Here is a 23,718-nt window from a genome sequence, read left to right as displayed (position 1 = left end):
GCTACTCAGGACGAACGGGGTGAATGGAGAGCGTGCCTTAAGCGACGTAAGGCGTTCCCGCAAGGATTTGCCGCGCGTCCACGCAGTCCTTCGCGATCCCCGCCATCAGTGCGTCCAGCCCGTCATATTTCAACTCGGGATGCAGATAGTGGATCAACTGCACCTCAATGATCTGGTCGTAGAGGCTTTCGGCGAAATCGAAGAAATGCGGCTCCAGCAATTCCTTGGGCGGATCGAAGCTGGGACGGATACCCAGGTTCGCCGCGCCATCCAGCACCCGCCCGTCAGCCAACAGCCCGCGCACCGCATAAATGCCATAGGCCGGCCGCAGATAATGGCCCATGTCGATATTGGCGGTCGGAAAACCGATGGTCCGGCCCAGCTTGTCGCCATGCTGCACCACGCCCTGAATAGTGAAGGGCCGCGTCAGCAGCCGCATCGCGGTGGTGCAATCGCCGGCCTTGAGCGCATCGCGGATACGGCTGGAGGAAATGATCTCGCCGCCGCTATCGGTCACGGCCGGCACCGCTTCCGCCGCCATGCCCAGCGCCGCGCCCAGTTCGGCCAGCGTGGCGACGGTCCCGCCTTTCGCCTTGCCGAAGGTGAAATCCTGCCCCGTCACCACACCGGCCGCACCCATTTCCTGTACCAGGAAGGCCGCAAACTCATCCGCCCGCATCGCCGCCATGGCGGGGTTGAAGGCGAACACCAGCATCGCGTCGGCCCCCGCCGCGGCGAACAGCGCCTGTCGCTGGTCCAGCGTCGTCAGGCGGAACCAGGGCGTATCGGGCCGGAACAGCCGCACCGGATGGGGATCGAATGTGGCGACGATCGCCGGCCGCCCCTCGGCGCGCGCACGCGCGATCGCCTGCGCGACCACCGCCTGATGGCCCGCGTGAAATCCGTCGAAATTGCCGAGCGCCATGATGCTCCCGCGCAGATGCGCAGGGATCGGGGCGCTGCTGCTAAGCCGCTCCATGCCGCGGCCTATAGGGGGGTGGATGGGGCGTGGCAATTGGGGATCAAGTGCCCCGATCTCTCAAGGTTAAGCAAGCAACCGAGCATCGAACTCCGGCGAACTGTCTAATCGAACCTCTATGCAATCTTTGATGCCAACCACCGAACGATAAAAATGATTCCGTTCGGCATAGCGTCGAACCAACTGATCACGTTTCAGTCTAATTTCAGTAGGATTGGGATGGTTTAGCTCCCATATTTCAAACGCCGCTTCATCACCCTGCAGAACACCGTCGCTTTTGAAAAGCAAAGTTAAATCCCAGCGTGCCAAATCACCGATAATGGCTTCATCAAAATGGGCATCCCCATTTGGCACGTCTTTATGCACAATCGTTATCAAATATCGATCTACATAAGGGGCCATTTGAGAATACATGGACGCACCACCTACGAGGAAAGCGTCCCTATTAATTCTCGAAGCATCAAAAATGGCCTCTTCAACACTCGCCGCCCACTGGCAAGTTTCTGAAATCGGCACTAGAGTAGAATTATGGGACACAATTATACTGTGCCTTTTAGGAAGCGGCTTTCCGATAGAATCAAAAGTCTTCCGACCCATGATAACTACGTTGCCAAGGGTCGTTTCCCGAAAGAATTTTAAGTCAGATTTGACGTGCCAAGGGAGCGCATTTCCACAACCAATCACACCCTTCTCATTTACAGCTACAATCGACGTCAAATTTTTCATAGCGCGCAGCTGCCCCCCAAAACGGCGGTGGAATTTTGCGTTGCCCGAATAGTGTCAGCAAATCGCTTACGCCACAAATTAAAGGTTGAATGAGATTCAAAAATCTGTGGGTGAATGTGAATAACTCTCAGCAAGCTCACAGCGTCAACCGCGTCACATGCCCCATCTTCCGACCCGGCCGCGCCTCATGCTTGCCATAGAGGTGCAGGTGGTTCGCCGGGTCGGACAGGATGGCCTGCCAGTCGTCGACATCGTCGCCGATCAGGTTGCGCATCGCCACGCCCTGCGCGGCCAGCGCCGTGTCGCCCAGCGGCAGGCCGCAAATGGCGCGGACATGGTTCTCGAACTGGCTCGTCACCGCGCCCTCGATCGTCCAGTGGCCGCTATTATGCACGCGCGGCGCCATTTCGTTGAACACCGGCCCATCGGCGCTGGCGAAAAATTCGCAGGTCAGCACGCCGACATAGCCCAGCGCGTCGGCGATCTTCTGCGCCATGCCGCGCGCCTGCGCCATCTGCCCCGCGATCAACGCGCCCGCGGGCACGGTCGAGGTCGCCAATATGCCATCGACATGGACATTGGCCGCCGAATCCCAAAATCGCGCCGCGCCGTCATGGCCGCGCACCAGGATCACCGAAAATTCCTGGTCGAAGGTCACGAACCCTTCCAATATCGCGCTCTGCCGTCCGATCGCGTTCCACGCGCCCACCGCATCCCCCGGCTCGGACAGGCGCGCTTGCCCCTTGCCATCATAGCCCATCCGGTTGGTCTTCAGGATCGCGCGGCTGCCGACCTGCTCGATCGCGCTTTCCAGATCGTCCAGGCTCTCGACCGGCGCAAAGGGCGCGGTCAGCCCGCCCAGGTCGCAAACGAAGCGCTTCTCCGCCAGCCGGTCCTGCGCCACACGCAGCGCCTGCGCGCCGGGGCGGACCAGCCCATGGGTGGACAGTATCTCGACCGCGGCGGGATCGATATTCTCGAACTCATAGGTGACGACATCGACGCTGTCGGCAAAATCGCCCAGTGCTTGCGGGTCCTCATAGGCGCCCCGCGTCCAGTTGGGCGACACGTCGGCGGCCGGGCCGCTCTCTTCGGGCGCGTAAATATGCGTGCGATAGCCCAGTTGCGCCGCTGCGGTGGCGATCATCCGACCGAGCTGGCCGCCGCCGAGAATGCCGATGGTGGCGCCAGGCGCGATGGTCGTCATGATCCTGCCTTCAATCCTCGACGGTTTCGGCGACGGCCTCGGTCTGGCGTGCGCGCCAGGCGTCCAGCCGGTCGGCCAGCGCATCGTCGGTGGTGGCCAGGATCGATGCCGCCAGCAGCCCCGCATTGATCGCGCCGGGCTTGCCGATGGCCAGCGTGGCGACGGGAATGCCGCCGGGCATCTGGACGATGGACAGCAGCGAATCCATGCCCTTCAACGCCTTGGATTCGACCGGCACGCCCAGCACCGGCAGGCGGGTCATCGACGCGGTCATGCCGGGCAAATGCGCTGCCCCGCCCGCGCCCGCGATAATGACCTTCAACCCGCGGGAAACCGCGCCGGTGGCGTAATCATACAGGCGCTGCGGGGTGCGGTGGGCCGACACCACCTTACATTCATGGGGAACGCCCAGCGCTTCGAGCGTTTCGGCGGCATGGCGCATCGTGTCCCAATCGGACCGCGACCCCATGATGATGCCGACCGTGACTGCCCCGCTCATATGCTGCTTCCCCTGGGACGAGCGACGCGACAGGTCGCCCGGAAAGCAAAGCCCCTTAGCGGTCGGGCCGCCAAGGGGCAATGTAGATTTGCGTAAACCGGCCCTTACCGTTCCGACAGATAATAGCGATCGATCGCGCTCAGATCGTCCGCCAGTTCATAGACGATCGGCTGGCCGGTCGGAATTTCCAGATGGGTGATCTCGTCATCGGGAATGTTCGACAGATGCTTCACCAGCGCGCGCAGCGAATTGCCATGCGCCGAAATCAGCACGCGCTTGCCGGCCTTCAGGTCGGGCGCGATCGTCGCCTCCCAATAGGGCAGGACGCGCGCGATCGTGTCCTTCAGGCTCTCGGTCGACGGGATGGCGATACCGTCATAGCGGCGGTCGGCCGACAGGTCGAATGCGCTGCCCGCTTCCAGCACCGGCGGCGGAATGTCGAAGCTGCGACGCCAGATCTTGACCTGATCGTCGCCATGCTTGGCGGCCGTTTCCGCCTTGTTCAGGCCGGTCAGCCCGCCATAATGGCGCTCGTTCAGCCGCCAGTCCTTCTCGACCGGCAACCACAGCCGCCCCATTTCCTCCAGCGCCAGATTGAGCGTCTTGATCGCACGGGTCTGGAAACTGGTATAGCACTGGTCGAAATCCAGACCTTTCTCCGCCATCAGGCGACCGGCGGCGCGCGCTTCTTCGGCGCCCTTCTCGGTCACGTCCACATCCCACCAGCCGGTGAAGCGGTTTTCCAGGTTCCATGACGACTGGCCATGGCGGATGAGGACGAGAGTGGGCATTGGGCGCGTCTCCTGCACGATAACGGCGAATGATGGCTCCCCATAACGCGCTAAATCGCGCGCGCAAGCTTGTCGCCCGATCCGTGCCCCCCACATTGCAGTCGGCGCATCCATCGGATAGCCAGACAGGGTCAACGGAAGGAAGCAGAAACTTGGCATTTGTGAAGGGCGCCTGGCGCATATTGGTCGCGATCAAGGACGGCCTCGTCCTGCTCTTCCTGCTGCTCTTCTTCGGCGCACTCTACGCCGCCCTCTCCTACTCGCCAAAGCCGGGCAAGACCGTGTCGTCGGGCGCGTTGCTGCTCGACCTGAATGGCAGCATCGTCGAGCAACCGGCCGAGATCGGCGCGATGGCCTTGCTCTCCGGCTCCGGCCCGGACGCCAAGGAGTATCGCCTGTCCGACATCGTCGCCGCACTCGACTCTGCAAAGACGGATGCCAAGGTCAAGGCGGTCGTGCTGAACCTCGATGGATTCCTGGGCGGCGGCCAGGTCGCCATGGCGCGCGTGGGCAAAGCGCTGGACGCGGTGCGCGCCGCGAAGAAGCCGGTGCTGGCCTATGCCACCCTCTACAGCGACGACGGCTACCAGATTGCCGCCCATGCCACCGAAGTGTGGAGCGACCCGCTGGGCGGCGTCGCGATCATGGGACGGGGCGGATCGAACCTCTATTATAAAGGTCTGATCGACAAATTGGGCGTCAACACCCATGTCTATCGCGTCGGCACCTATAAGAGCTTCGTCGAACCCTTCACCCGCGCGGAACAATCGCCTGAAGCCAAACAGGCCAACCAGGCGCTGGCCGGTTCGCTCTGGCAAAGCTGGCAGGACGACGTGGCCAAGGCGCGACCCAAGGCGAAGATCGCCGCCTACGCCGCCAACCCGCTGGCCGCAGCGCAGGCGGTCGGGGGCGACATGGGCAAAGCGGCGCTGGCCAACGGGCTGGTCGATAAGCTGGGCGACGAAGCGGCCTTCGGCGAGCGTGTCGCCCAGATCGCGGGTGAAGCCGCCAGCGACAAGGCGGGCAGCTTCGCCACGATCGACCTTGCGTCTTATGTGAAGGCGCGCAAGCCCGCCAATGACGGCCAGATCGGTGTGCTGACGATCGCGGGCGACATTGTCGATGGCGAAGCCGGCCCCGGCACCGCGGCGGGCGACACCATTTCCGACCTGCTGCTGACCGCGCTCGATGAAAAGGAACTGAAGGCGCTCGTCGTCCGCGTCGATTCGCCTGGCGGCTCCGTCATGGCGTCGGAAAAGATCCGCGGCGCGATCCTGAAGGCCAAGGGTGACGGCCTGCCCGTGGTCGTCTCCATGGCCAATGTCGCGGCCAGCGGCGGCTATTGGGTGTCTACCCCGGCCGACATCATCTTCGCCGAACCGGACACGATCACCGGGTCGATCGGCGTGTTCGGCATATTGCCCAGCTTCGAAGGCACGCTGGCCAAGATGGGCATCACCACCGACGGCGTGCGCACCACGCCGCTGTCCGGCCAGCCCGATATCGCGGGCGGCACCACGCCGGAATTCGACCAGATCATGCAATTGGGCGTCGAGAATATCTATCGCCGCTTCGTCGGCCTTGTCGCGCAATCGCGCAAGAAGTCGCCGGAAGCGATCGACGCCATCGCGCAGGGCCGCGTCTGGGACGGCGGCACTGCGCGCCAGATCGGCTTGGTGGATCGCTTCGGCGGTCTGGAGGAGGCCATCGCCGAAGCCGCCCGCCGCGCGAAACTCGATCCGGCAAAGGCGAAAGCCTATTACATCGAAAAGCAACCCGACAGCTTCACCGCCTTCGTCCAGTCGGTCGCCGACCGCGAACAGGGCGACGCCAGCGCCCCGCCGCGCGACATGCTCGCGCGCCAGGCGCTGATCCAGCGCGGCTGGGCGATGCAGGCTGTGTCGGACGTCAAGGCGCTGGTCATGGGCGCCGGCGTCCGCGCCGACTGCCTGGAATGCCGCGGCTATGGCGCGCCAAAACACCGCAACGCAGCGCAAGAGCGCAGCGTGCTAGCGATGCTGGCGGAATACTGGCGATGACCTCCGCTCCCGAATTGACAGAAGTGGACGAACTTAGCGGCGCAGCCCGGTAAGCGAAACGGCCGGTCGCGACCATCGGTCGACCCTGGCAACCCGTTCGCCCTGAGCGAAGTCGAAGGGCGTTGCTGAGCGGAGGCGAAGCATTTGACCTCGCTCCGCTCGGCAGAGGGTTTCGACTTCGCTCAGCCCGAACGGATTTCCTATGTCCGCTAACCACCCAATTTGCTATTTTCCCATGCCGCACGCCGTTCGTTTCCAGCCAGAATTGAACGGCGCGCCCGCCGTTCAAGCCAGGCCGACTTCCTTCAACGGCACGCTGGCATCGGCCAGTTGCGCCACGTCCAGCGCCGCGCCGCCGATCACATGGGCGCGGCCCTGCACATAATCCTTGACCATGTTGACGCAATCGAGCGCGATCACCTTGCCGCCCTTCAGGTACACGACGGAGAAGCTGCGTGTTGCAGGGTCGCCGCGCAGGATCGCCTGATCGAAGCCGGTCGACAGCCCCACCGTCTGAAGTTTCAGATCATATTGGTTCGACCAGAACCAGGGCACGGCGTCATAGGCCTCTTCCTTGCCCATGATATGGGCGACCGCGACCTTCGCCTGGTCGTTGGCGTTCTGGACCGATTCCAGACGCATCTGCGCGCCGCCGGCAAAGCGGTTGGCATGGGCGGCGCAATCGCCCACGGCATAGATGTCGTCGAGTGAGGTGCGGCAAAATTCGTCGACGTCCACGCCATTGCCGCCGGCCGCGCCCGCCGCGATAAGCGGGCCGGTTTCGGGGATGATGCCGATGCCCACGATCACCATGTCGGTTTCGATCCGCTCGCCATCCTGCATCAGCACGGCGGTCGCCTTCCCGTCGGTGACCTCGATACAATCCATCCGCGCGCCGGTGCGCAGGTCGACGCCATGGGCGCGATGCTCGGCTTCGTAAAAGCGCGACAGGTCTTCGCCCGCGACGCGCGCCAGCACCCGGTCCAGCGCTTCCAGCAGCACCACCGTCTTGCCGAACTTGGACAGGACGGCCGCGGCCTCCAGCCCGATATAGCCGCCGCCGATGATGGTGACATGGGTGATGCTGTCGATCTTGGCCATCATCGCATCGACATCGTCGCGACGGCGCACGGCATGGACATTGCGCGCGTCCGCGCCGTTGCAGGTCAGCATCCGGGGGCTGCCCCCGGTGCACCAGATCAGCTTGCCATAGCCGATCTCCTCGTCGCCCGCGGTCACGAACTTGCCCACCGGATCGACATTCTTCACGCGCTTGCCCAGCAGCATGTCGATATTTCGTTCGCCCCAGAAGGTGGCGGGGCGGATCAGGATGCGGTCGAAACTCTTGTCGCCGGCAAAATATTCCTTGGACAGCGGCGGACGTTCATAGGGCGGATATTTCTCATCACCGATCATCGCGATCGATCCTTCGAAGCCCGCCTGCCGCAACGCGATTCCCGCCTGCGCGCCCGCATGGCCCGCGCCCACGATCAGAACGTCATAATAGCTCATCCGCCTACTATCCTCTTTGCCCTGTTTGCGCCGCTGATTGGCGCGCTTTGCGACGGGAGGCAAGGGCGATGTCTGTCGATGGGATGATATTTGGTAGCGGAGGAGTCGCTAAAAGTTCCGTGTCAGGCGGGTTCAGAGCGTCCGTAAGCACGTTGTAACATCGGTGATTTTGCTTGTAGCTTGTTCGCGGTCGGTCGCCCTGATTTGCCTGAACCCGCATCGAAATGTGGGAACAAGAGTGGGATCATTTTTTGCTACGAAATGTGGGACCAGTTTGTGGGAACACAGGCAGAAAATTCCCTAACAGGGAACCAAACCTGATGGCGCTGACAACTTTGAAAGTTAAAAACGCGAAACCCGGTCGCCATACCGATAGTCGAGGTCTTTGTCTGCTCGTGAAGGACAGCGGGGCGCGGACATGGGTTCTTCGAATGCAGAAACACGGCCAACGCCGTGACTATGGGCTAGGATCAGCGTTGGACGTATCGCTAGCCGAGGCGCGCGAAGCAGCAGCAGCGTTACGTCGCCGAGTCCGAGAGGGCTTCGATCCAGTCGCCGAGCGGCGGAAGGCGCGAAAGATCGTGCCCAACTTCGAAGCCGCGACTCGGACTTGCCACGAGACTTTACGCGAAGGCTGGAATGACGGACACCATGCGAAGTGGCTTGCTAGCTTCGAAAAGCACCTGTTCCCGAAGATCGGCAAGACGCCGGTGGATCAGGTGGATAGCGCCTGCGTGGTCGAGGCGCTCGCGCCGATCTGGCTCGAAATTCCGGAAACTGCCCGGCGCATCTTACAACGCATAAGCGTTGTTTTGGATTTCGCGCACGTCAAAGGCTGGGTGCCGGGGGAAGTGTCGCTGCGTTCCGTTCGCAAAGGACTTCCACGCCAGAACGACAAGCGCGGTCATATGGAGGCCATGCCCTATGTCGATGTTCCGGCGCTTATGCAGAAGCTGGCGGTGGCAGCGCCGACAACGGGCCGGGACGCATTGCGCTTTACCATCTACAATGCCGTCCGCTCCAACGAGACGCGCTTTGCCGTCTGGACAGAGTTCGACTTGGACAAGGCCATTTGGACCATTCCAGGCGAACGGATGAAGGCACGGGAGACCCATATCGTGCCATTGTCCGCGCCCGCTGTAGCGTTGCTACGCAAACGGTGGGACGAGCGCACTAGCGACACCGGCCTTGTATTCTCGCTCAACGGCGCAAAGCCGATCAGCGATGTGACCATGACCAAGCTGTTACGAGATGACGGGATCGCTGGGATAACAGTCCACGGCTTCCGCTCCTCCTTCACCGACTGGGTAGCGGAACGGACCCGTTTCCCCAAGGAGGTTGCCGATAAAGCCCTCGCGCACAAATTGCCGAACAAAGTCGAAGCCGCCTATAGGCGCACCGACTTTTTCGAGAAGCGCCGTAATCTCATGGCGCGTTGGGCCGATTACCTGGACAAAGAGCCCGCAAAAAGAGACGGGGACGCGGCTGCCGAGTCCCCGCCGCCTACGCGCCGCGCTGCCGCCTGACCAGATCATGCAGGCTGGCGGTGGTGATGCGGGTAGCCTTGCCGAGCTTAACTGTTTCGACCTCGCCGGCCGCTATCAGTTCATAGAACTTGGTGCGGCCGACGCCGATCATGCGCGCCGCCTCATTGACGCGGACGCAGATGGGTTCGGGTGGTAGTTGCGCGGTCATCGGACATGGCTCCCGGCTTGCCCCTCGCGATAGCCGACAGGATCGGCGATCCAGCGGTTCACTGAGGACTCGCGCCAGCCAGCGCCATGAACACTGATCCGGATTTGAGCGGGAAATGTCCCGTCCGCGATCTTGCGATAAAGGGTGGAGCGGGAAAGCCCGGTGCGGGCCAGAACGGTTTTCAATCGAATAATGCGATCAACATTGTTCATGGGGCAATCTCTTCATCTCGTCGTTTGCACGCCCCCGACGATGAGCATTGGATGCCTTGCGGTCCCCGACAAGAGGGCGGCTTGCAAACATCTGTTAGCTACCGGGAGACGCTGGCGGCGGACTGCGGACAGTGGCGAAAGAAGGCGGAAATTGGCGTAGGCGGATCACCGAACGCGATCGGTGAAAATTTTGTCTCACCTTGTGCCAGGACTAGGCTCGCCAGCGCTTACAGCCGCCCGTTCTGAGCGGTGACAATGGGCGTCAGGCCGAGTCGGTCATGAGGACATTCCTTTCTTAGGGGCCGTCCGCAGATGTGATGAAGCAACGAAATGCTTGATCGTATGAGGTTCGTTGTCAAGAAGGCCGTGCAGCAGCGGCACATCCGAGCGCACATTGAAATATAATGCTATGTGTTATATATTGCGGTTAGAGCAGGAGGTCGGCCATCGCGCGCATATTCAAAAACGGATGGTTCACTCGTTTTGCGCGGAAGGAGCGTATCACCGACGCGGCGTTGCAGGATGCGGTGGACCGCGCGGAAAGCGGTCTGGTGGACGCCGATCTTGGCGGCGGCGTCATCAAGCAGCGCGTGGCCCGCGCTAGTCAGGGGAAATCGGGTGGATATCGCACGCTGATCCTATTCCGGCAGGGCGACCGGGCAATATTCGCTTTCGGCTTCGCCAAGAGCGCACAAGCGAACATATCCAAGGCGGACTTGGCCCTGCTGCGCGAAGCGGCTGCCGAGGCCTTGGAATGGAGCGGCAAGGAACTGGATCGGTTGGTGGCGTCGGGAACGCTGGTGGAGATCGACAATGGGAACGACGATGAAGGATAAAGGCTATCGCAGCGAGATCGCGGGCGCGATCCACGAAATGATGAGCGACGCGCATGACGCGGGCGTGGTGTCACGCGCGACGCTACGCACCTTCGACGAAGCGTGCCTCGCCCCGGCCCCGGCGTTGGCAGGCGACGAAATCCGGGCGATCCGCGAGCGCGAGCACGTCTCACAGCCGGTGTTCGCCGCCTATCTCAATGTCTCGCGTAATCTCGTGTCGGATTGGGAACGCGGTGTGAAGCGTCCCGGTGGGCCTGCACTGCGTCTTCTGTCCATTATTCAGCGTAAAGGATTGCAGGCAGTCGCATAGCTGTTCCTGCCGGAAATCCCTGTTTGTCGCATATCAGTGACCAACTCAGGGCTTCTGGAAATCTTGCGCCCGTGCCTAATCAAGCAATTCCCATATCCTAGGATTGATATGGGTACTGTTGGCCCTGAGCTTTGAACTCCTCATAAAAATCAAACATAAATTCTTGACGAACTGGATTGGGGTCAACGTTAGCTATCTTTCTTACAAAGACATTTCCATCAAATAAGGCGGGCTTAGGCATTCGATCAATTTTGAATACGACCACATCCTTATCATAATACCTAATAAATTTAACATTCCGTGTAATGTTTCTTTTAAAAGAATCGTCTATGTTTAAGGATTCAATTTTTTGAAAAATATACTGTTGGTATCCATCGATGTCTTTATGCAGTTTTTTAGCTTCGTCGCCTACGCCTACAACTTTAAATTCTTCGTAGCCCTTGGCCTTATATCCATAAAGCTGCTCGTGACGTAAAGCTGCCTTATCAGTATCTGCAACGCCCAACAAAATGTAGCTTGATCCAATGTGAGAATTATGCATTGCGCAAAGCGTCTTGACTATTTTTGAAATGTCATCGGGTTGTTTTTGTACATCATTTCTTAAATCGTGGATTCCGCATTTGAAATCATAGCAAACATTCTCAGTTCTGGATTGATTAAGTATGTTCTCAAAATTTTCTAACCATGATTGCGTGGCTGGATCTGCACTTCCACTATTATCAAAACAATCTCCAATAACCCCAGAAACGGCATCGACTAACTGAGATCTATGGCTATTAAGCCATTTTACATCTTTAAAAAGAATTCCCATACAGTCTGTAGCAATATTCTCCAGCTTGCTATTCAATTTTGCCTTATTTTGGATGATCTTATTTTCATTTATTAATTTGTGATAAACAGCTAAAAATATCACTTGATAGGCTTGCCCTATCTTCTGAGCATCATTTGTATACAGGTGCTGAGCAAGATTCGTATTGCCTTCCTCAAATACGCTTTTTAACACATCAAAAGTATGACAGAAATATTTATATAAGTTGTCTATGCCAGATTTAAGAACAGCATCACTCGCTTGATCACTCGCTGTATTTGACGGTGAGTAGACAGAGTCGAGATATTTCGATGAGGTCTGCGATTTCTCCTTGAAAAGTATGTAAAGAAGAGTGTGAGCGATTAGTTCTTCGTCGCGAGAAGCGAGAATATTTTCTTCAGTTAATATGTGAAATGCATTCCAAAATGTCCTGCGGATTTTTATCCCATAATCCAGATCGTCATGTGTAAGAGAAATTTCATGTATATTTCTCAAATCGACAATATCGAGGTGAGAGGAATCTCCACGAATATAGGTTGCACACCGTCGAACAAGCTGAGCGAACTCGCTTAAAGCGCCCGCTTGTCGTACCTCGTGCCGTGAAAGGCGAACTCCCCCAGTGTTTATGCGACGGAACGTCTCGTCCACGTCAGCTGAACTTGAATACCCTGTAGTAGAGATCGGTAGTGGATAACTCAGAATCGCAGAGCAAGTATCGCGATCTAAAACAGGGTTGTTTTGACGAAGCAACCCGCTTTTAAGAAGATCATTCGTTTCCGATATAACGGATAGGTCGAAATAGCGGCAATTTACGCTAAAACGTCCTTCAATGAATGATGTTATCGCTTCCAGGCGCTGCATCCCGTCTAAAATTTCAAAACATGTTCCCTTTTTCGTATCAATAAAAGAAACGCCAAGAAAAAGAGGAACAGGAAATTGTTTTATAATGGAATCAATGAACTTTTGTTTTTCATATTTTTTCCAAACCAGCTTCCGCTGGTACCGACGATTTACAACATATTGGCCTTTTCTAAAGCCAGAATAAACCGACTGAATCGGTTCGCCTCTGATATTAAGGTTATTCTGCATTCCCCGCCTCTATAGCTGTTGGTGAAAAACACCTGATTTTATGAACTCGCCCCTACTGCCAACAGTCTGCCGTTAACGAGCCTTGCCCGCTTGACCGTTGCGGCCGTCAACACCCGACGTATGTTCATGATCATGCTCGCTAAACGCGGCTTTAGCCAAGAGCAATGTTTACATCATCCGGAAAATGACCGCTGATGTCGGAAAGCGAAATAGCGGTCGGCAAAACGGAAATGATCATAAACCACCCCCGCCGCTTCAATTTAGGCGACAAGGCAATTCCGAGATGTGCGGTCGCTCATACTCATGCTTTTAATCCGTGATGTATTTTGTGTCTGGAGGACCTGCACTGTCAGCTAGAATATCAATCTCGATTAGAAACAGCGGGTTTGCCCCAATGTCACCAAACTTGGTGCCGTATGACTTTGCCGTCTCGGGGGCCGTCAGCAAATCACTTCCAGTTTTGAGAGTGGTCTCGCGAAAGCAACCAAACACTCTCCATCAGGGATGGTTCTGGCCGTTATGCGTTTCCGGATTTTCGCGGCGCTGCAATTCGTTCTCCACCGCCTCGCGGATGAACAGGGCAAGCCTGCGGTTGCCGACAAGCGCCTCGATACGACGGATAGTGTCGGTGGTTAGCCTGATCGTCGTCGGCTTCATTCCAAGTGGCGGGCGTCCCATCGACTTGTCGCTATCGGGTACGGTCTCACTTTCCAAATCAAACCCATTGACGCCACCGTTTATTTGAATATACGCCATCGTTTACTGATTAAACGATGGCGTATATCATGCAATGGCTTTTCTCGAAGGGCTATTGCGCGACCTGCGTCGCGAATCAGGTGGGAGTGCCGGGACCGTTCCGTATCCGCCCGTCATATCTCATGTCCTTGCGACGGATGCGGAACGGAGGTGCATATGCTTGTCTCCAGATCCCGCCGCGCCCTCCTGCGCGGATTGGCTATCGCGCCGGTTGCCACGTCAGCGATTGCCTCGCCTTGGGGTGGCGCACTGGCGGCGCTTCACCAACACTACGAAGATGAACCCGCGAAGATCGAGCGGACCAAAGATGGCCGGAGCATCAGCCGCTTCCGCTATCACAATGCGGAACGGTGGATGACCACGCTGGAAGCGCATTTGCTCATCGAGCCGCGACATGCAAAAGAAGCGATGCATCAGGCCGGTTTCGTGACCCAGCAGGCCCTGTGCGCCTATCTGCTGGACGTGGGCTTTGCCGATGCGTGGAACGCGAGCCACATCAAGCAGGACATCGCCAAGGCGCTGGCCTACGCCAATGCCTGCGGCTTTGGTCATGATTGCCCCAACATGGCGCGGCTGGCTGGGGTTCTCTCGCCCTATTGGAAATGGGGCTATCATTATCATGATTGGGAGGAAGACCGGCCCCGCACGGGCGGCTTCATTCCCGCCACGATCACACCCCTTGTCCGTGACTTGGTGGATCGTGTGCATGACGTGACCGGCCATCCGCGCCCGAAGGGTTGCCAGCGCCGTCCACAGGAGGCGCGGTCATGATGCTGCGCACCGACGCCGACCATCTGCCAGCACCGATCCGGGAGGAACTTCTTTACGTCACCATGATCCTGTTCGAGGCGTTCGAGGAAACAACCAAAGGCCGATGCTCAGAACATATCCGAGCGGGCCGCATCCTCACCCTGATCCTGCATGGCCCCCATGCCGAGAAAGACTGGGATGAGATCGCGCCAGGAGAAGCGTTCCGCCTGCTGGCGATTGTCAACTATCCCCGCCTGGCCCGCAGCGAACGCGACTGGCGGCTGGTGCGTGATCGGCTCCGCCGCGCATGGGAGCGTGGCGAGATCACCCGCCCGGTGCGATTATCCGTGGAAAGCCTTGAGCGGATCAACGGCGCTCTTGTCGAAGGCGTCCCGCATTTCGTCACCATCGCCGAGCAGGGCATCGCGCTTTACCAGATGGACGGTTTGCGGCTGAAAGAGCCGCGTCACCTTCCAGCGCGGGAACGGGCTATTCGAGGTGTGGCGGAGTTCATCCGGTGGCATGAGCGCGGAACCGGCTTTCTGGCAGGCGCGGCTTTCTATCGGAACCGGGGCGATGCGCCGATGGCGGCGCTGATGCTGCATCAGGCGTGCGAGCATTTCTATCTGTCCGTCTTGTGGTCGATCAGCCTGCACGCCCCACGCACCCATGCTTTGGATGAACTGCGCGAGGCGGCGGAAGCGCTAGACGCGCGCCTGTGTTCGGCGTGGCCGCGCGACAGGCGGTTCGAGCGGCGCGCTTTCGGCTGCATCCGCCGCGCCTATGTCGAAGCACGCTATGGGCGATCCTACCGCATTTCGGGTGAGGAACTGGCATGGGCGTTCGACCGGATGGAGATATTGGCAGAACGTGCGGCGTGCGCTGTCGCGGTTCATCAGGCTTCGCTCGCCGAAAGCCTGTCAGCGCCGATGCTTCCGCCGCCCGCAGGACCGACGACGGCGGTGGCGCTTTCCCAGCCTGTGCGCCGCACCAATATGCTGCAACAGACATGGCGAATCATGCGGCGTGCCGCCCCGCTACAAAGCCAATGGAATCGGCTCATTCCTGTCCGCCGATTCTGGCGCTCCGACAGGTTCATAGACTGGGTTGACCATCTGCCCTTGGCGATTGTCTGCCTGTGCTTCTTCATGGCAGGTGCCGAGGCAACGCTAGGGCGGGTGAAGTCTGCGCAGGCCGTCCGTTCCGAACCGGCAGACCTGTCCGCCGTGCTGGACTTCGACGTGCGCGCGGACACGGTGCTGGGCGCAGTCATGGACGTTGCGCAAAGGGCGGGCTACCGGGTCAAGGCCAACGAGGACATTTGGACAGTGCGGTGGACCGGAGCCTATCGCGCCAAGGCAACGACCTTCGACGCGCTGGCAGACATTCTCTATGGCTCCGGCCTGTGTCCTGCGATCCGGGAGAGCGTCATCACCGTGCGCTATTGCGACAAGAGCAGCCCACCCATAGCGGCGATGGTCGAGTATCGGGCAGAACCGGACAGCAATGTGCGCTTGTCTGTATCGCGCTAACCGCCGTCCTGTTCCGCCTCAAAGGCCCGCTTGCCCTTACGCTTCCAAAGGGCAAGCGCATTGGCGCGTTCTTCCCCGCGCAAACGGTCGGCGACGGTGAGGAGCGCGCCGTAGAGCGTCGAGCGGTCATCGTCGGTCAGATCGACCAGCCCCGCCTTGATGACCAGGCCGCCCAATTCGATCAGGTGCCGCGTGCGTTCACGTCGTGCGACGGCCCAGTCCCGCATGTCGGTTCGCGCCTTTTGTGCCTCAAGCCGATGCCGCGCCGTCATCGAGCGGGAGAGTGCCGCTTTGCTGGCCAGAAGGTCCGCCCGCAGGCTTGCCGCCTTTGCCGAAAAAGAACGCCGCGCCCGCCTTGCGCCAGCCCTCCTTTGTCGCGGAGTCCTTCACCGTGGCGGCATCGAGCAGCGCCCCGGCCAGTATATCGGCGGCGAGTGTATCGGCCCCGGTCGCTGTCACCAGTTCGCCAAGCTGGCGCACGCGCCGCTCCTTGAGCGCCTTGGCCTTGTCGGCCAGGGCTTTGAGTTCCGAATCAAAATCGCGAGGTTTACGCATCGCAAAGTCTCCATTGAGTGACGATGGCGCTATGATAAGATGATCCCTCCGCAAGCGCAGTAGAGTCGCCGGGACAGCCTGGCACTGCCTAGTCCCGTCCGAGAAATTTTCGAGAAGGGCGCGCTTATACGTCGTTCCGACGTACGCTTGAGCGTAGTAGATGGACGATCGTCATGGCGATCTTCCATTTCTCCGTTCAGGTCATTTCTCGCGCGGCGGGCCGCTCCGCCGTCTCTGCCGCTGCCTATCGTGCAGGTGAGCGCCTGCACGATGAGCGCCTTGATCGGCCCCAAGATTTCCGCGCCCGCTCCGGCGTCGAGCATAGCGAAATCCTGTTGCCGGAAGGCGCGCCCGAACAATGGCGCGACCGCGAACGCCTCTGGAACGATGTCGAGGCATTCGAGAAGCGCAAGGACGCCCAGCTTGCCCGCGAAGTCGAGTTCGCCATTCCGCGCGAAATGACCAAGGCGCAGGGCATCGAACTGGTCCGCGATTTCGTGTCTGTCGAGTTTGTCGATCGCGGCATGATCGCCGACCTCAATGTGCATTGGGACATAGGCGCGGACGGCCAGCCCAAGCCGCACGCCCATGTCATGCTCACCATGCGGGAGGTTGTGCCGCGCGAGGACGGCACCCCTGGCTTCTGGGCGAAGGTGCGGGAATGGAATACCCGAGAGAATGTCGAGCGCTGGCGCGAACGCTGGGAGACCCACGTCAACACGCGGCTTGCCGAACTCGACATTGACGCGCGCATCGACCGCCGCAGCCTTGCCGATCAGGGCATCGACCTCGAACCGCAAAGCAAAATCGGCGGCCCCGCGCACCGGATGGAGGCCCAGGGGCTGGAAGCCGATCGCGCCGAGATGCACCGCGAGATCGCGCGGCAGAATGGCGAACGCATCATCGCCGGTCCCGGCATCGCTCTTAACGCCATCACCCACCAGCAGGCGACCTTCACCAACCGCGACATGGCGATGTTCATCCACCGGCATAGCGATGGGCAAGAGCAGTTCAACGCCGCTATGCGTGCAGTGCGTGGCTCGCCAGACCTGATCGCACTGGGCAAGGACGGGCGCGGCGATGATCGGTTCACATCGCGCGATATGATCGACACCGAGCAGCGGATGAGCCGCGCCGCTGACCGGCTGGCGATGGACCGAAACGATGGTCTCTCGGCGGCGGCGACCTACGCCATGCGAACCGCCGAGAGTGCGGGCCTTGCCTTGGGAGCAGAGCAGGAAGCCGCACTGCGCCATATAACGGGCGAGCGCGGATTGTCATTGGTGTTGGGTTATGCCGGGACCGGCAAAAGCGCCATGCTGGGCGTGGCGCGCGACGTGTGGGAAAGCGCGGGGCTGAATGTTCGCGGCGCGGCGCTTGCGGGCATCGCCGCCGAGGGCCTTGAGAATGGAAGCGGCATTGCGTCCCGCACCATCGCCAGCTTGGAACATAGCTGGGCGCAGGGCCGCGATTTGCTCAGTGCCCGCGATGTGCTGGTGATCGACGAGGCGGGCATGGTCGGCACGCGCCAGATGGAGCGCGTGCTGTCCCATGCCGCCGATGTTGGCGCTAAGGTCGTTCTTGTCGGCGATCCCCAGCAATTGCAGTCGATCGAAGCGGGCGCGGCGTTCCGCGCGATCCATGAACGCCATGGCGGCGTGGAGATAACCCAGGTTCGCCGCCAGCATGAAGGATGGCAGCAGGATGCCACGCGGCATCTGGCGACCGGCAGAACCGGCGAGGCGATTGCCGCCTATGCCGACAAGTACATGGTGCATCAGGCCGAGACGCGCGAAGATGCGCGCCGCGATCTTGTCGAGCGCTGGGATAGCGAACGGCTAGCCGATCCGGACGCCAGCCGCATCATCCTCACCCACACCAATGCGGAGGTGCGTGACCTCAACGAGGCTGCGCGCGCGGCGATGCGCAATGCGGGCGAATTGGGCGACGAGCGCCAGGTGAAGACCGAGCGCGGGGACCGCCTATTCGCGCCGGGCGACCGCATCATGTTCCTGCGCAACGAGCGTAGCCTGGAGGTGAAGAATGGCACGCTGGGCACCATCAGACATGTGGACGAAGGCCATATGTCTGTCCGCACCGATGACGGACGTTCCGTGTCGTTCAACACTAAGGATTATCGCGACCTCGACCACGGCTATGCCGCCACCATCCACAAGGCGCAGGGCATGACCGTGGACAGGGCGCATGTGCTGGCGACGCCGGGGATGGATCGTCACGGGGCGTATGTCGCCATGTCCCGCCATCGTGATGGCATGGCGCTTCATTATGGCCGCGACGATTTTCGCGATCAGTCCCGGCTTCTCCGCACGCTCTCACGCGAGCGCGGCAAGGATATGGCCACCGATTACAGACAAGCCGATCCAGCAAGGGAATATGCCGAACGGCGCGGCATTAGCTTTGGCGAGCGGATTGCGGAAGTCGTCAGGCCGATTGTCGAGAAAGCGCGGGGGATATTCGACAGTTTCCGGCCCACTATCCCGCCGCAGCAGGACCGCGACATTTTCGCGGGCTTCCAGCCGAAGGCTGAACCGCCCGCACAGGAGCAGGCCGTTCGGCACCAGCACGAACATGATGCGCAGCCGCTTCGCGCGGGCGGCGTACGCGGCGCGGTGGAGCGCTATGCCAAGGCGCTGGACGCGATCCACCAGACACGAGTGCAGGGTCTGGACGCCATGCCGCACCAACGCGAGGCATTCGACAGGGCGCGCGATGCTCTGGACGCCATTCGCCCCGAAGGTTCGTCCGACCTCAATAGCGCGTTCCGCAGCAGCCCGGAGCTTGTCCGCGAGGCCGCCGAGGGACGCGGCCAGGCCGCCGTGCGGGCGATGCAGTTGGAGACCGAAATCCGCATCGACCCCTTCCAGCGCGCCGACCGCTTCGTGGAAGGGTGGCAGCAGTTGCAGCGCCATCATGCCGATCTTGTGCGCGATGGCAATTTCCGGGGCGCGAAGAGCGCCGCGCAGCAGATGGCGGGCATGGCGAAAAGCCTCGAACGCGATGCCCAACTTGAATCGGTGCTGGGCCTGCGCAGCCGCGAACTGGGGCTTGAGATCGGCCAGCAGACGGGCCGCAGCCTGTCCCACGACCTCGCATCCTCCATTCCCTTCGATCACGGACGCGACATCAGTCGCGGTATGAGCCGATAACCCCCAAGGAGACCATGACATGGACGACGAGCAGAGCCTTTTGAACGAACCGAAGCCGGAACCCCGGCCCAGCGCCGCCGCCGAGGCGTTCGCGCACCTTTCGGCGCGCGTCGCCGCTATGGAGGAGCGGCTTGAAGGGCGCATGGCGGTGATTGCCCGCGCGCTTGAGCATATCGCCGTCGAGAAGCAGAGTCTCGAATTTCCTGACTACGGGCCGACGCTTGCCAAGATGAACGGCTATCTCGCGACGCTGGCGGGACAGACGAAAAAGATCATGGAGGCGCCCGCCATGCAGTTGACGCCGGAGGGCATGGCGGAGCGGATCGGCGAGGCGGCGCACGCCGCACGCGAGACCGACCGCGCTACCATCAAGAAATCGCTGGAGTTCCATCACCAAGCCCATGCGGATCAGATGCGTGCGGTCGGCGCTGTTCGCACCAAGCAGGAACAGCGCTGGCAGATTTTCTATTGCAGCGGAGGCGCGGCACTGGCCGTGTCGCTTCTGTGGATGATCTATCCCGGCTGGGCGGCCAGCATCGGCCCGCAAAGCTGGCTTTGGCCCGAACGTGTGGCCCGCCGCGCGCTAGGCGACGCATCGTTATGGGATGCTGGTATCCGACTCATGCGCGCCGGGAACCCGGACGGCTGGCGGGCGATTGTGGACGCCGCCGACCTAGCCCGCGAGAACCGCGATACTATTACCGCGTGCGAGAAGGCGGCCGCCAAAGCAGGCAAGCCGGTGCGATGCCTCATCAGCATACGGCAACCGATTTCGGCCTGAACCTCGTTGCCAAGTCCCGGTTTAGCCCCGCCAATTTTTGGCTAGCAGACCGAGACTGTGCGCAAGTTCCGTGATCCGGCTTCGATCCAGCTTCCGAAAATGATTCACTCCTGCCCTTAATGGAAGAGAGAAAAAGGACCATATGAATGGAAGCAGGCCGCGCGTCTCATTCAAATCCAGTCGATTCTGGGTTGAATTTCAATTGACGCGCATTGTCCCGCACTACGCTGATATCTGCGTCTGAGAAACCGCTGTCGGTTGTTGCTTCCACATCCAGCGTTAGTTTCACCTTAGCTCCGGATGAATGCTGGAGCTGCATCACGACAGCTTCGATAATGGTCTCCAGCGCCTTGATCGGCCGCACCATGTCAATTTCTACCGAGCCGTAGAATCGCTTCACGCTTTGTGGGGCTGCGATCCCGCCGACTGCTTGTTCGCCGGAAGGACCGTCACCGGAATTTGATGGTTCCGGCTGCGGACCGCCTCCATCGCGTTCGGCTACAGGAGCAATCTTTTCAAGTTCGTTCCTAACGACATCTTCGCGAACGATGATCGCTGTGTTTGGCATGAACTCTGGTGGCGTCTTGGCCCACAGAAGATTGGCATAAGACTGAGCCGACTCGTCATAACGGTCAGCATATCCAAAGGCCGCGTCCAGCTTCCCCACCGAGTCGCGGATTGCCAGCTCGAGTACGACCTTATCTTTGATCTTCGGCAGGTAAACATAGGACGCAAACCACTCTGCTACCTCGGAGATCAGCAGATGCGGGCGCTCGCTCGCCCAAATCGGCTTGAGGCTAAGCCAGAGTGTTTCAGTGCCGAGCTTTTCCTTCGCGACGCCATCGGCCTTGATCTTCTCGTAGACGCTTGCGGGTATCGACACATTTTCGCGCGCTGCGACGGAGATGTGTTCCAGATCGAATGGGGTTCCGGGCTTGTCGCTCTGGATCGGATACAGGATGTGGTTCCAGGCCGCGCGGATAGCTTTGCCCGCAGCATCGCGGTTCTTGCGGGCTTTATCTTTCGTGTCGCCGCTCTGGGCTTGGGTAAGCTGGGCTTGCAGACGGTCATCCTTGACCACGGATTCCCACGCCATCGCCTTCCGCACTACGTCGCGGGCATTCGCCAACAACGCCTCATCAGGCGCAACGAACATCAACGTGTTGCGGAACCGGCGTTGGGATGCACGGCAGCGAGTCAGCGCGTCGCCGATGGCCTCGGTGCCTACGCTCTTCGCAACACCGCGCCCGGAATGCGGAGAGGCGGGCGCAAGAATGACCAACGACAGCGCGATAGCTTCGTCGATCGTCGATGGATCGTCCGGGGCTGCAAAGACCTTGTGGAACCCACCCTTAGAACCGGCATCCTGCCGCAGAAACGCGCATATGTCGGCGTCAACCTCATAGTCCGCCAGCGCCCGCGCTCGTTCGTCGGCCAGCCGGTTCAGCGTCGGCGATGACGAAAACCAATAGCGGCCCGCTTCTTCATATAGATACGTTGCGCGTTCGCTGAGTTCGCGCAGGGCTTCCCCGAAAATGGCGATCTGATCGCCGGGTTCGGCGCAGGCGAGGCGCAGGCCAAGACCGTTCAATCCGGCGTTGGGCTGTCCGACAAGCGGGGCGGAGCAAATGAAGACGGCCCGCGCTGCGCGTGTTGCTGCCCGCGATTGCGATATGCGACGGGTAGGGTTCCGGGCTTCCATACGGGCGGCAAGCGAGTCATCTCCATCGACTTCTTTATCCACAACCGCACCGAACGCTGGATCGAGCGGATAGAGAACGCTCGCGCGCACCCGTTCGTGCGAAATAGGTATGCGGGCAGGGGTGATGAGGGGGTCGCGCACCTGTTGGTGCCACAGCACGCCGATGACGTTCGCCATGAAGCGCAGCACGCCGCGCGTCCGCTGGAATTTTTCGAGGCTGGCCCAATCCTTCGAGAGTCGATCGAACAGCTCTGGATGAATGGGATAGGACAGCTTTAGCAGTTCAAGATAGCGCGGCTCCTTGGCCTCTGGCGGAAACTCGGCTGCGTTCTTTTTGTAGAGGTCGTGAAAGGCTTTGACCGTCTCATCGCGCGACTTTTCGCCGTCAGCATCAAGCGGCTGGAAAAGGCGACGGCGGATGATCTCATAGGTCTCATCGCCCGACGCGGGGAGCCAGGGCGAATGCACGCGCCCGAACACGGTTTGCAGCCGCCGCAGTGCGAGCGCGCCTTTCTCGCCACCGGCCTCCAAATCGCTTTCAGGCAGCGATCCAATGATAAGCGCACCCGGCACCATCTTTGCCGCCTCGGTAAGCGATTGGATGAACGACAAGAAGGCTTCGAAACGATCGTCGGGAAGCTGGCGGGCATAGGCGACCAGTTCGTCGAGCAGGATCAGGCTAGGTCCGGCCAGCTTCAAAACTTCGACCATGATTTCAGAGCCGGGATTGGTCTTCGCCGCTTCCGATTCCGCCACCAGCGCCAGACCGGCGTCACCCGCGAGCCGCCACGCGAGATAGCCCCACAGGGTATGGACCTTCGGGCCGTCCTTCATCACCAGCGATGCGTCGGTGCCCTTTGACGACCCAACGAACACGGCGACTTTTGGGCGCTTCCAATTTGTGACGCCTGCGGTTTCGGCAAGTTCGCCCACGCCGTCGAGCAGGTCTAGATTGTCGGCGCTGGCTAGGTGGTAAGCGGCAAGCATCGTGTGGGTTTTGCCGCCACCGAACGCGGTTTGCAGGCCGATTACCGGATCGCCGCCGACATCGCCTAGACGCTGCAAGGCGGTCGTCAGGACGCGCTTCAAGCCTTCGGTCAAAAAGGTGATGCGGTAGAAGCTTTCGGGCTGGGTATATTCGTCCGTCGCCAAACCGGCATCGACGGCAAACAAGTCAGCCGCAAATTCTGATTCTTTGAAGCGATTGGCCAGCACATCGGCGTGCGGCAATGCGACCTCAATCCACGGCTTGAGCGCCTTCTTTGATCCGCCGTCGGCGTCCAAATCAAGTTGCGGTGCTGTGGGCGGCGGAGGTGGAGCGACGGCCACGCCGGACACCCGCTGTTCGTCATACAGCGCCTTGATCGCCGCCGTGTCGGCTTCCGGTGCCTTCACGGCTTTCAGCAGTTCGTGGATCGAATCCAGATAGCGCAGCACATCGCTATCTTGCAGCGGCAAAGTCAGATGTGCGGTCGCGTTGCGTGCATCGAATGCCGTCGAGACAAAGTTGCGGATGCGGTGCCTATCGCGGTGCTGGAAAGCATCCTCGAAAGTGAAACGCCAATTGTCGAGAATTGTCTTGAGCAAGCCGTAGGCATCGAGCGGACCATCGGGATCGCCGCCACCTGCACGGCTGGACGCTTTACGCCAGTCTGCACCGTGCTTCTTCTTCATCCATCCCTCGACGAACGGCGAAAGCGCGGTGGGCAAATGGTCGAGCGCGTCGCGGACACGTTGCGTTGCGGTTCGGGTGTGATTCGTAGCCATATCCG

21 protein-coding genes are annotated in these 23,718 nt (G+C 60.2%); 8 read left to right on the top strand and 13 right to left on the bottom strand.

Annotated features, from left to right (window positions below):
• Positions 1-37 precede the first annotated feature (37 nt).
• The 5 genes from V473_RS04840 to gpmA form a co-directional block, all read right to left on the bottom strand.
• Entirely contained in the window at positions 38-979 is a 942-nt protein-coding gene (locus V473_RS04840; protein ID WP_066601131.1) for a bifunctional riboflavin kinase/FAD synthetase, read from the bottom strand.
• Between the two features lie 66 nt (positions 980-1,045).
• Positions 1,046-1,705, bottom strand: a complete 660-nt coding sequence (locus V473_RS22765; protein WP_082678975.1) for a dihydrofolate reductase — start codon at positions 1,703-1,705, stop codon at positions 1,046-1,048.
• A 136-nt stretch (positions 1,706-1,841) separates the two neighbouring features.
• Complete coding sequence (locus tag V473_RS04835) at positions 1,842-2,912, bottom strand: 5-(carboxyamino)imidazole ribonucleotide synthase (protein WP_066601129.1); 1,071 nt, start codon at positions 2,910-2,912, stop codon at positions 1,842-1,844.
• 10 nt (positions 2,913-2,922) lie between these two features.
• Entirely contained in the window at positions 2,923-3,411 is a 489-nt protein-coding gene (purE, locus tag V473_RS04830) for a 5-(carboxyamino)imidazole ribonucleotide mutase (protein ID WP_066601128.1), read from the bottom strand.
• 104 nt (positions 3,412-3,515) lie between these two features.
• A complete protein-coding gene (gene gpmA / locus V473_RS04825; protein WP_066601126.1) occupies positions 3,516-4,202 on the bottom strand; it encodes a 2,3-diphosphoglycerate-dependent phosphoglycerate mutase in 687 nt (228 codons plus the stop codon).
• A 152-nt stretch (positions 4,203-4,354) separates the two neighbouring features.
• Between gpmA and sppA the strand changes: the two genes are divergently transcribed.
• Positions 4,355-6,241, top strand: a complete 1,887-nt coding sequence (gene sppA / locus V473_RS04820) for a signal peptide peptidase SppA (protein ID WP_066601124.1) — start codon at positions 4,355-4,357, stop codon at positions 6,239-6,241.
• Between the two features lie 285 nt (positions 6,242-6,526).
• Here sppA and V473_RS04815 read toward each other — a convergent pair whose 3' ends face one another.
• Positions 6,527-7,753, bottom strand: a complete 1,227-nt coding sequence (locus V473_RS04815) for an NAD(P)/FAD-dependent oxidoreductase (protein ID WP_066601123.1) — start codon at positions 7,751-7,753, stop codon at positions 6,527-6,529.
• 320 nt (positions 7,754-8,073) lie between these two features.
• Between V473_RS04815 and V473_RS04810 the strand changes: the two genes are divergently transcribed.
• Positions 8,074-9,279, top strand: a complete 1,206-nt coding sequence (locus tag V473_RS04810; RefSeq protein WP_082678974.1) for a tyrosine-type recombinase/integrase — start codon at positions 8,074-8,076, stop codon at positions 9,277-9,279.
• Here V473_RS04810 and V473_RS04805 read toward each other — a convergent pair.
• Both V473_RS04805 and V473_RS04800 read right to left on the bottom strand, forming a co-directional pair.
• Positions 9,257-9,448, bottom strand: coding sequence for a helix-turn-helix domain-containing protein (locus tag V473_RS04805; protein ID WP_066601120.1), 192 nt, complete (start codon positions 9,446-9,448; stop codon positions 9,257-9,259). The two genes, V473_RS04810 and V473_RS04805, sit on opposite strands and share 23 nt — an antisense overlap.
• On the bottom strand, positions 9,445-9,660 hold the full coding sequence (locus V473_RS04800; RefSeq protein ID WP_066601119.1) for a helix-turn-helix transcriptional regulator: 216 nt from the start codon (positions 9,658-9,660) through the stop codon (positions 9,445-9,447). The genes V473_RS04805 and V473_RS04800 overlap by 4 nt, the downstream gene beginning before the upstream one ends.
• Before the next feature lie 446 nt (positions 9,661-10,106).
• Between V473_RS04800 and V473_RS04795 the strand changes: the two genes are divergently transcribed.
• A complete protein-coding gene (locus V473_RS04795; protein ID WP_082678973.1) occupies positions 10,107-10,496 on the top strand; it encodes a type II toxin-antitoxin system RelE/ParE family toxin in 390 nt (129 codons plus the stop codon).
• Complete coding sequence (locus V473_RS04790; RefSeq protein ID WP_009820704.1) at positions 10,486-10,806, top strand: helix-turn-helix domain-containing protein; 321 nt, start codon at positions 10,486-10,488, stop codon at positions 10,804-10,806. Before V473_RS04795 ends, V473_RS04790 begins: the two co-directional genes overlap by 11 nt.
• Before the next feature lie 97 nt (positions 10,807-10,903).
• On the opposite strand, the gene V473_RS22760 is transcribed toward V473_RS04790, so the two are convergent.
• Together V473_RS22760 and V473_RS04785 are read right to left on the bottom strand one after the other, a co-directional pair.
• Complete coding sequence (locus tag V473_RS22760; RefSeq protein WP_082678972.1) at positions 10,904-12,703, bottom strand: GmrSD restriction endonuclease domain-containing protein; 1,800 nt, start codon at positions 12,701-12,703, stop codon at positions 10,904-10,906.
• Between the two features lie 498 nt (positions 12,704-13,201).
• Positions 13,202-13,459 carry a hypothetical protein gene (locus tag V473_RS04785; RefSeq protein WP_082678971.1) on the bottom strand — a complete coding sequence of 86 codons (258 nt, stop codon included), beginning with the start codon at positions 13,457-13,459 and terminating at the stop codon, positions 13,202-13,204.
• 156 nt (positions 13,460-13,615) lie between these two features.
• On the opposite strand from V473_RS04785, the gene V473_RS04780 reads away from it, so the two are divergent.
• Positions 13,616-14,230 (top strand): hypothetical protein, encoded by a 615-nt coding sequence (locus V473_RS04780; RefSeq protein WP_066601112.1) that lies wholly within the window; start codon positions 13,616-13,618, stop codon positions 14,228-14,230.
• Complete coding sequence (locus tag V473_RS04775; RefSeq protein WP_066601110.1) at positions 14,227-15,741, top strand: HEPN domain-containing protein; 1,515 nt, start codon at positions 14,227-14,229, stop codon at positions 15,739-15,741. The genes V473_RS04780 and V473_RS04775 overlap by 4 nt, the downstream gene beginning before the upstream one ends.
• On the opposite strand, the gene V473_RS04770 is transcribed toward V473_RS04775, so the two are convergent.
• Together V473_RS04770 and V473_RS04765 are read right to left on the bottom strand one after the other, a co-directional pair.
• On the bottom strand, positions 15,738-15,968 hold the full coding sequence (locus tag V473_RS04770; RefSeq protein ID WP_066605051.1) for a conjugal transfer protein TraD: 231 nt from the start codon (positions 15,966-15,968) through the stop codon (positions 15,738-15,740). The genes V473_RS04775 and V473_RS04770 overlap by 4 nt on opposite strands.
• Before the next feature lie 22 nt (positions 15,969-15,990).
• Positions 15,991-16,296 (bottom strand): conjugal transfer protein TraD, encoded by a 306-nt coding sequence (locus tag V473_RS04765; RefSeq protein WP_066601108.1) that lies wholly within the window; start codon positions 16,294-16,296, stop codon positions 15,991-15,993.
• 173 nt (positions 16,297-16,469) lie between these two features.
• On the opposite strand from V473_RS04765, the gene traA reads away from it, so the two are divergent.
• Positions 16,470-19,463: a Ti-type conjugative transfer relaxase TraA gene (gene traA, locus V473_RS04760; protein ID WP_066601106.1), complete on the top strand. Its 2,994-nt coding sequence runs from the start codon at positions 16,470-16,472 to the stop codon at positions 19,461-19,463.
• A gap of 19 nt (positions 19,464-19,482) precedes the next feature.
• Positions 19,483-20,244, top strand: a complete 762-nt coding sequence (locus V473_RS04755; RefSeq protein WP_066601099.1) for a DUF6118 family protein — start codon at positions 19,483-19,485, stop codon at positions 20,242-20,244.
• 166 nt (positions 20,245-20,410) lie between these two features.
• Here V473_RS04755 and V473_RS04750 read toward each other — a convergent pair whose 3' ends face one another.
• A complete protein-coding gene (locus tag V473_RS04750; RefSeq protein ID WP_066601098.1) occupies positions 20,411-23,713 on the bottom strand; it encodes a DUF499 domain-containing protein in 3,303 nt (1,100 codons plus the stop codon).
• Positions 23,714-23,718: the final 5 nt, after the last annotated feature.

Source organism: Sphingobium cupriresistens LL01 (assembly GCF_001046645.1).
In the GTDB taxonomy this organism is placed as follows: Bacteria; Pseudomonadota; Alphaproteobacteria; order Sphingomonadales; family Sphingomonadaceae; genus Sphingobium; species Sphingobium cupriresistens.
This window is presented reverse-complemented; position numbering and strand designations above follow the sequence as displayed.

Excerpts from the sequence above, each read along its gene's own strand:
- V473_RS04840 (WP_066601131.1), bottom strand. The coding sequence starts at position 979 with ATGGAGCGGCTTAGCAGCAGCGCCCCGATCCCTGCGCATCTGCGCGGG.
- V473_RS22765 (WP_082678975.1), bottom strand. The coding sequence starts at position 1,705 with ATGAAAAATTTGACGTCGATTGTAGCTGTAAATGAGAAGGGTGTGATT.
- V473_RS04835 (WP_066601129.1), bottom strand. The coding sequence starts at position 2,912 with ATGACGACCATCGCGCCTGGCGCCACCATCGGCATTCTCGGCGGCGGC.
- purE (WP_066601128.1), bottom strand. The coding sequence starts at position 3,411 with ATGAGCGGGGCAGTCACGGTCGGCATCATCATGGGGTCGCGGTCCGAT.
- gpmA (WP_066601126.1), bottom strand. The coding sequence starts at position 4,202 with ATGCCCACTCTCGTCCTCATCCGCCATGGCCAGTCGTCATGGAACCTG.
- V473_RS04815 (WP_066601123.1), bottom strand. The coding sequence starts at position 7,753 with ATGAGCTATTATGACGTTCTGATCGTGGGCGCGGGCCATGCGGGCGCG.
- V473_RS04810 (WP_082678974.1), top strand. The coding sequence starts at position 8,074 with ATGGCGCTGACAACTTTGAAAGTTAAAAACGCGAAACCCGGTCGCCAT.
- V473_RS04805 (WP_066601120.1), bottom strand. The coding sequence starts at position 9,448 with ATGACCGCGCAACTACCACCCGAACCCATCTGCGTCCGCGTCAATGAG.
- V473_RS04800 (WP_066601119.1), bottom strand. The coding sequence starts at position 9,660 with ATGAACAATGTTGATCGCATTATTCGATTGAAAACCGTTCTGGCCCGC.
- V473_RS04790 (WP_009820704.1), top strand. The coding sequence starts at position 10,486 with ATGAAGGATAAAGGCTATCGCAGCGAGATCGCGGGCGCGATCCACGAA.
- V473_RS22760 (WP_082678972.1), bottom strand. The coding sequence starts at position 12,703 with ATGCAGAATAACCTTAATATCAGAGGCGAACCGATTCAGTCGGTTTAT.
- V473_RS04785 (WP_082678971.1), bottom strand. The coding sequence starts at position 13,459 with ATGGCGTATATTCAAATAAACGGTGGCGTCAATGGGTTTGATTTGGAA.
- V473_RS04780 (WP_066601112.1), top strand. The coding sequence starts at position 13,616 with ATGCTTGTCTCCAGATCCCGCCGCGCCCTCCTGCGCGGATTGGCTATC.
- V473_RS04775 (WP_066601110.1), top strand. The coding sequence starts at position 14,227 with ATGATGCTGCGCACCGACGCCGACCATCTGCCAGCACCGATCCGGGAG.
- V473_RS04770 (WP_066605051.1), bottom strand. The coding sequence starts at position 15,968 with ATGCGGGACTGGGCCGTCGCACGACGTGAACGCACGCGGCACCTGATC.
- V473_RS04765 (WP_066601108.1), bottom strand. The coding sequence starts at position 16,296 with ATGCGTAAACCTCGCGATTTTGATTCGGAACTCAAAGCCCTGGCCGAC.
- traA (WP_066601106.1), top strand. The coding sequence starts at position 16,470 with ATGGCGATCTTCCATTTCTCCGTTCAGGTCATTTCTCGCGCGGCGGGC.
- V473_RS04755 (WP_066601099.1), top strand. The coding sequence starts at position 19,483 with ATGGACGACGAGCAGAGCCTTTTGAACGAACCGAAGCCGGAACCCCGG.
- V473_RS04750 (WP_066601098.1), bottom strand. The coding sequence starts at position 23,713 with ATGGCTACGAATCACACCCGAACCGCAACGCAACGTGTCCGCGACGCG.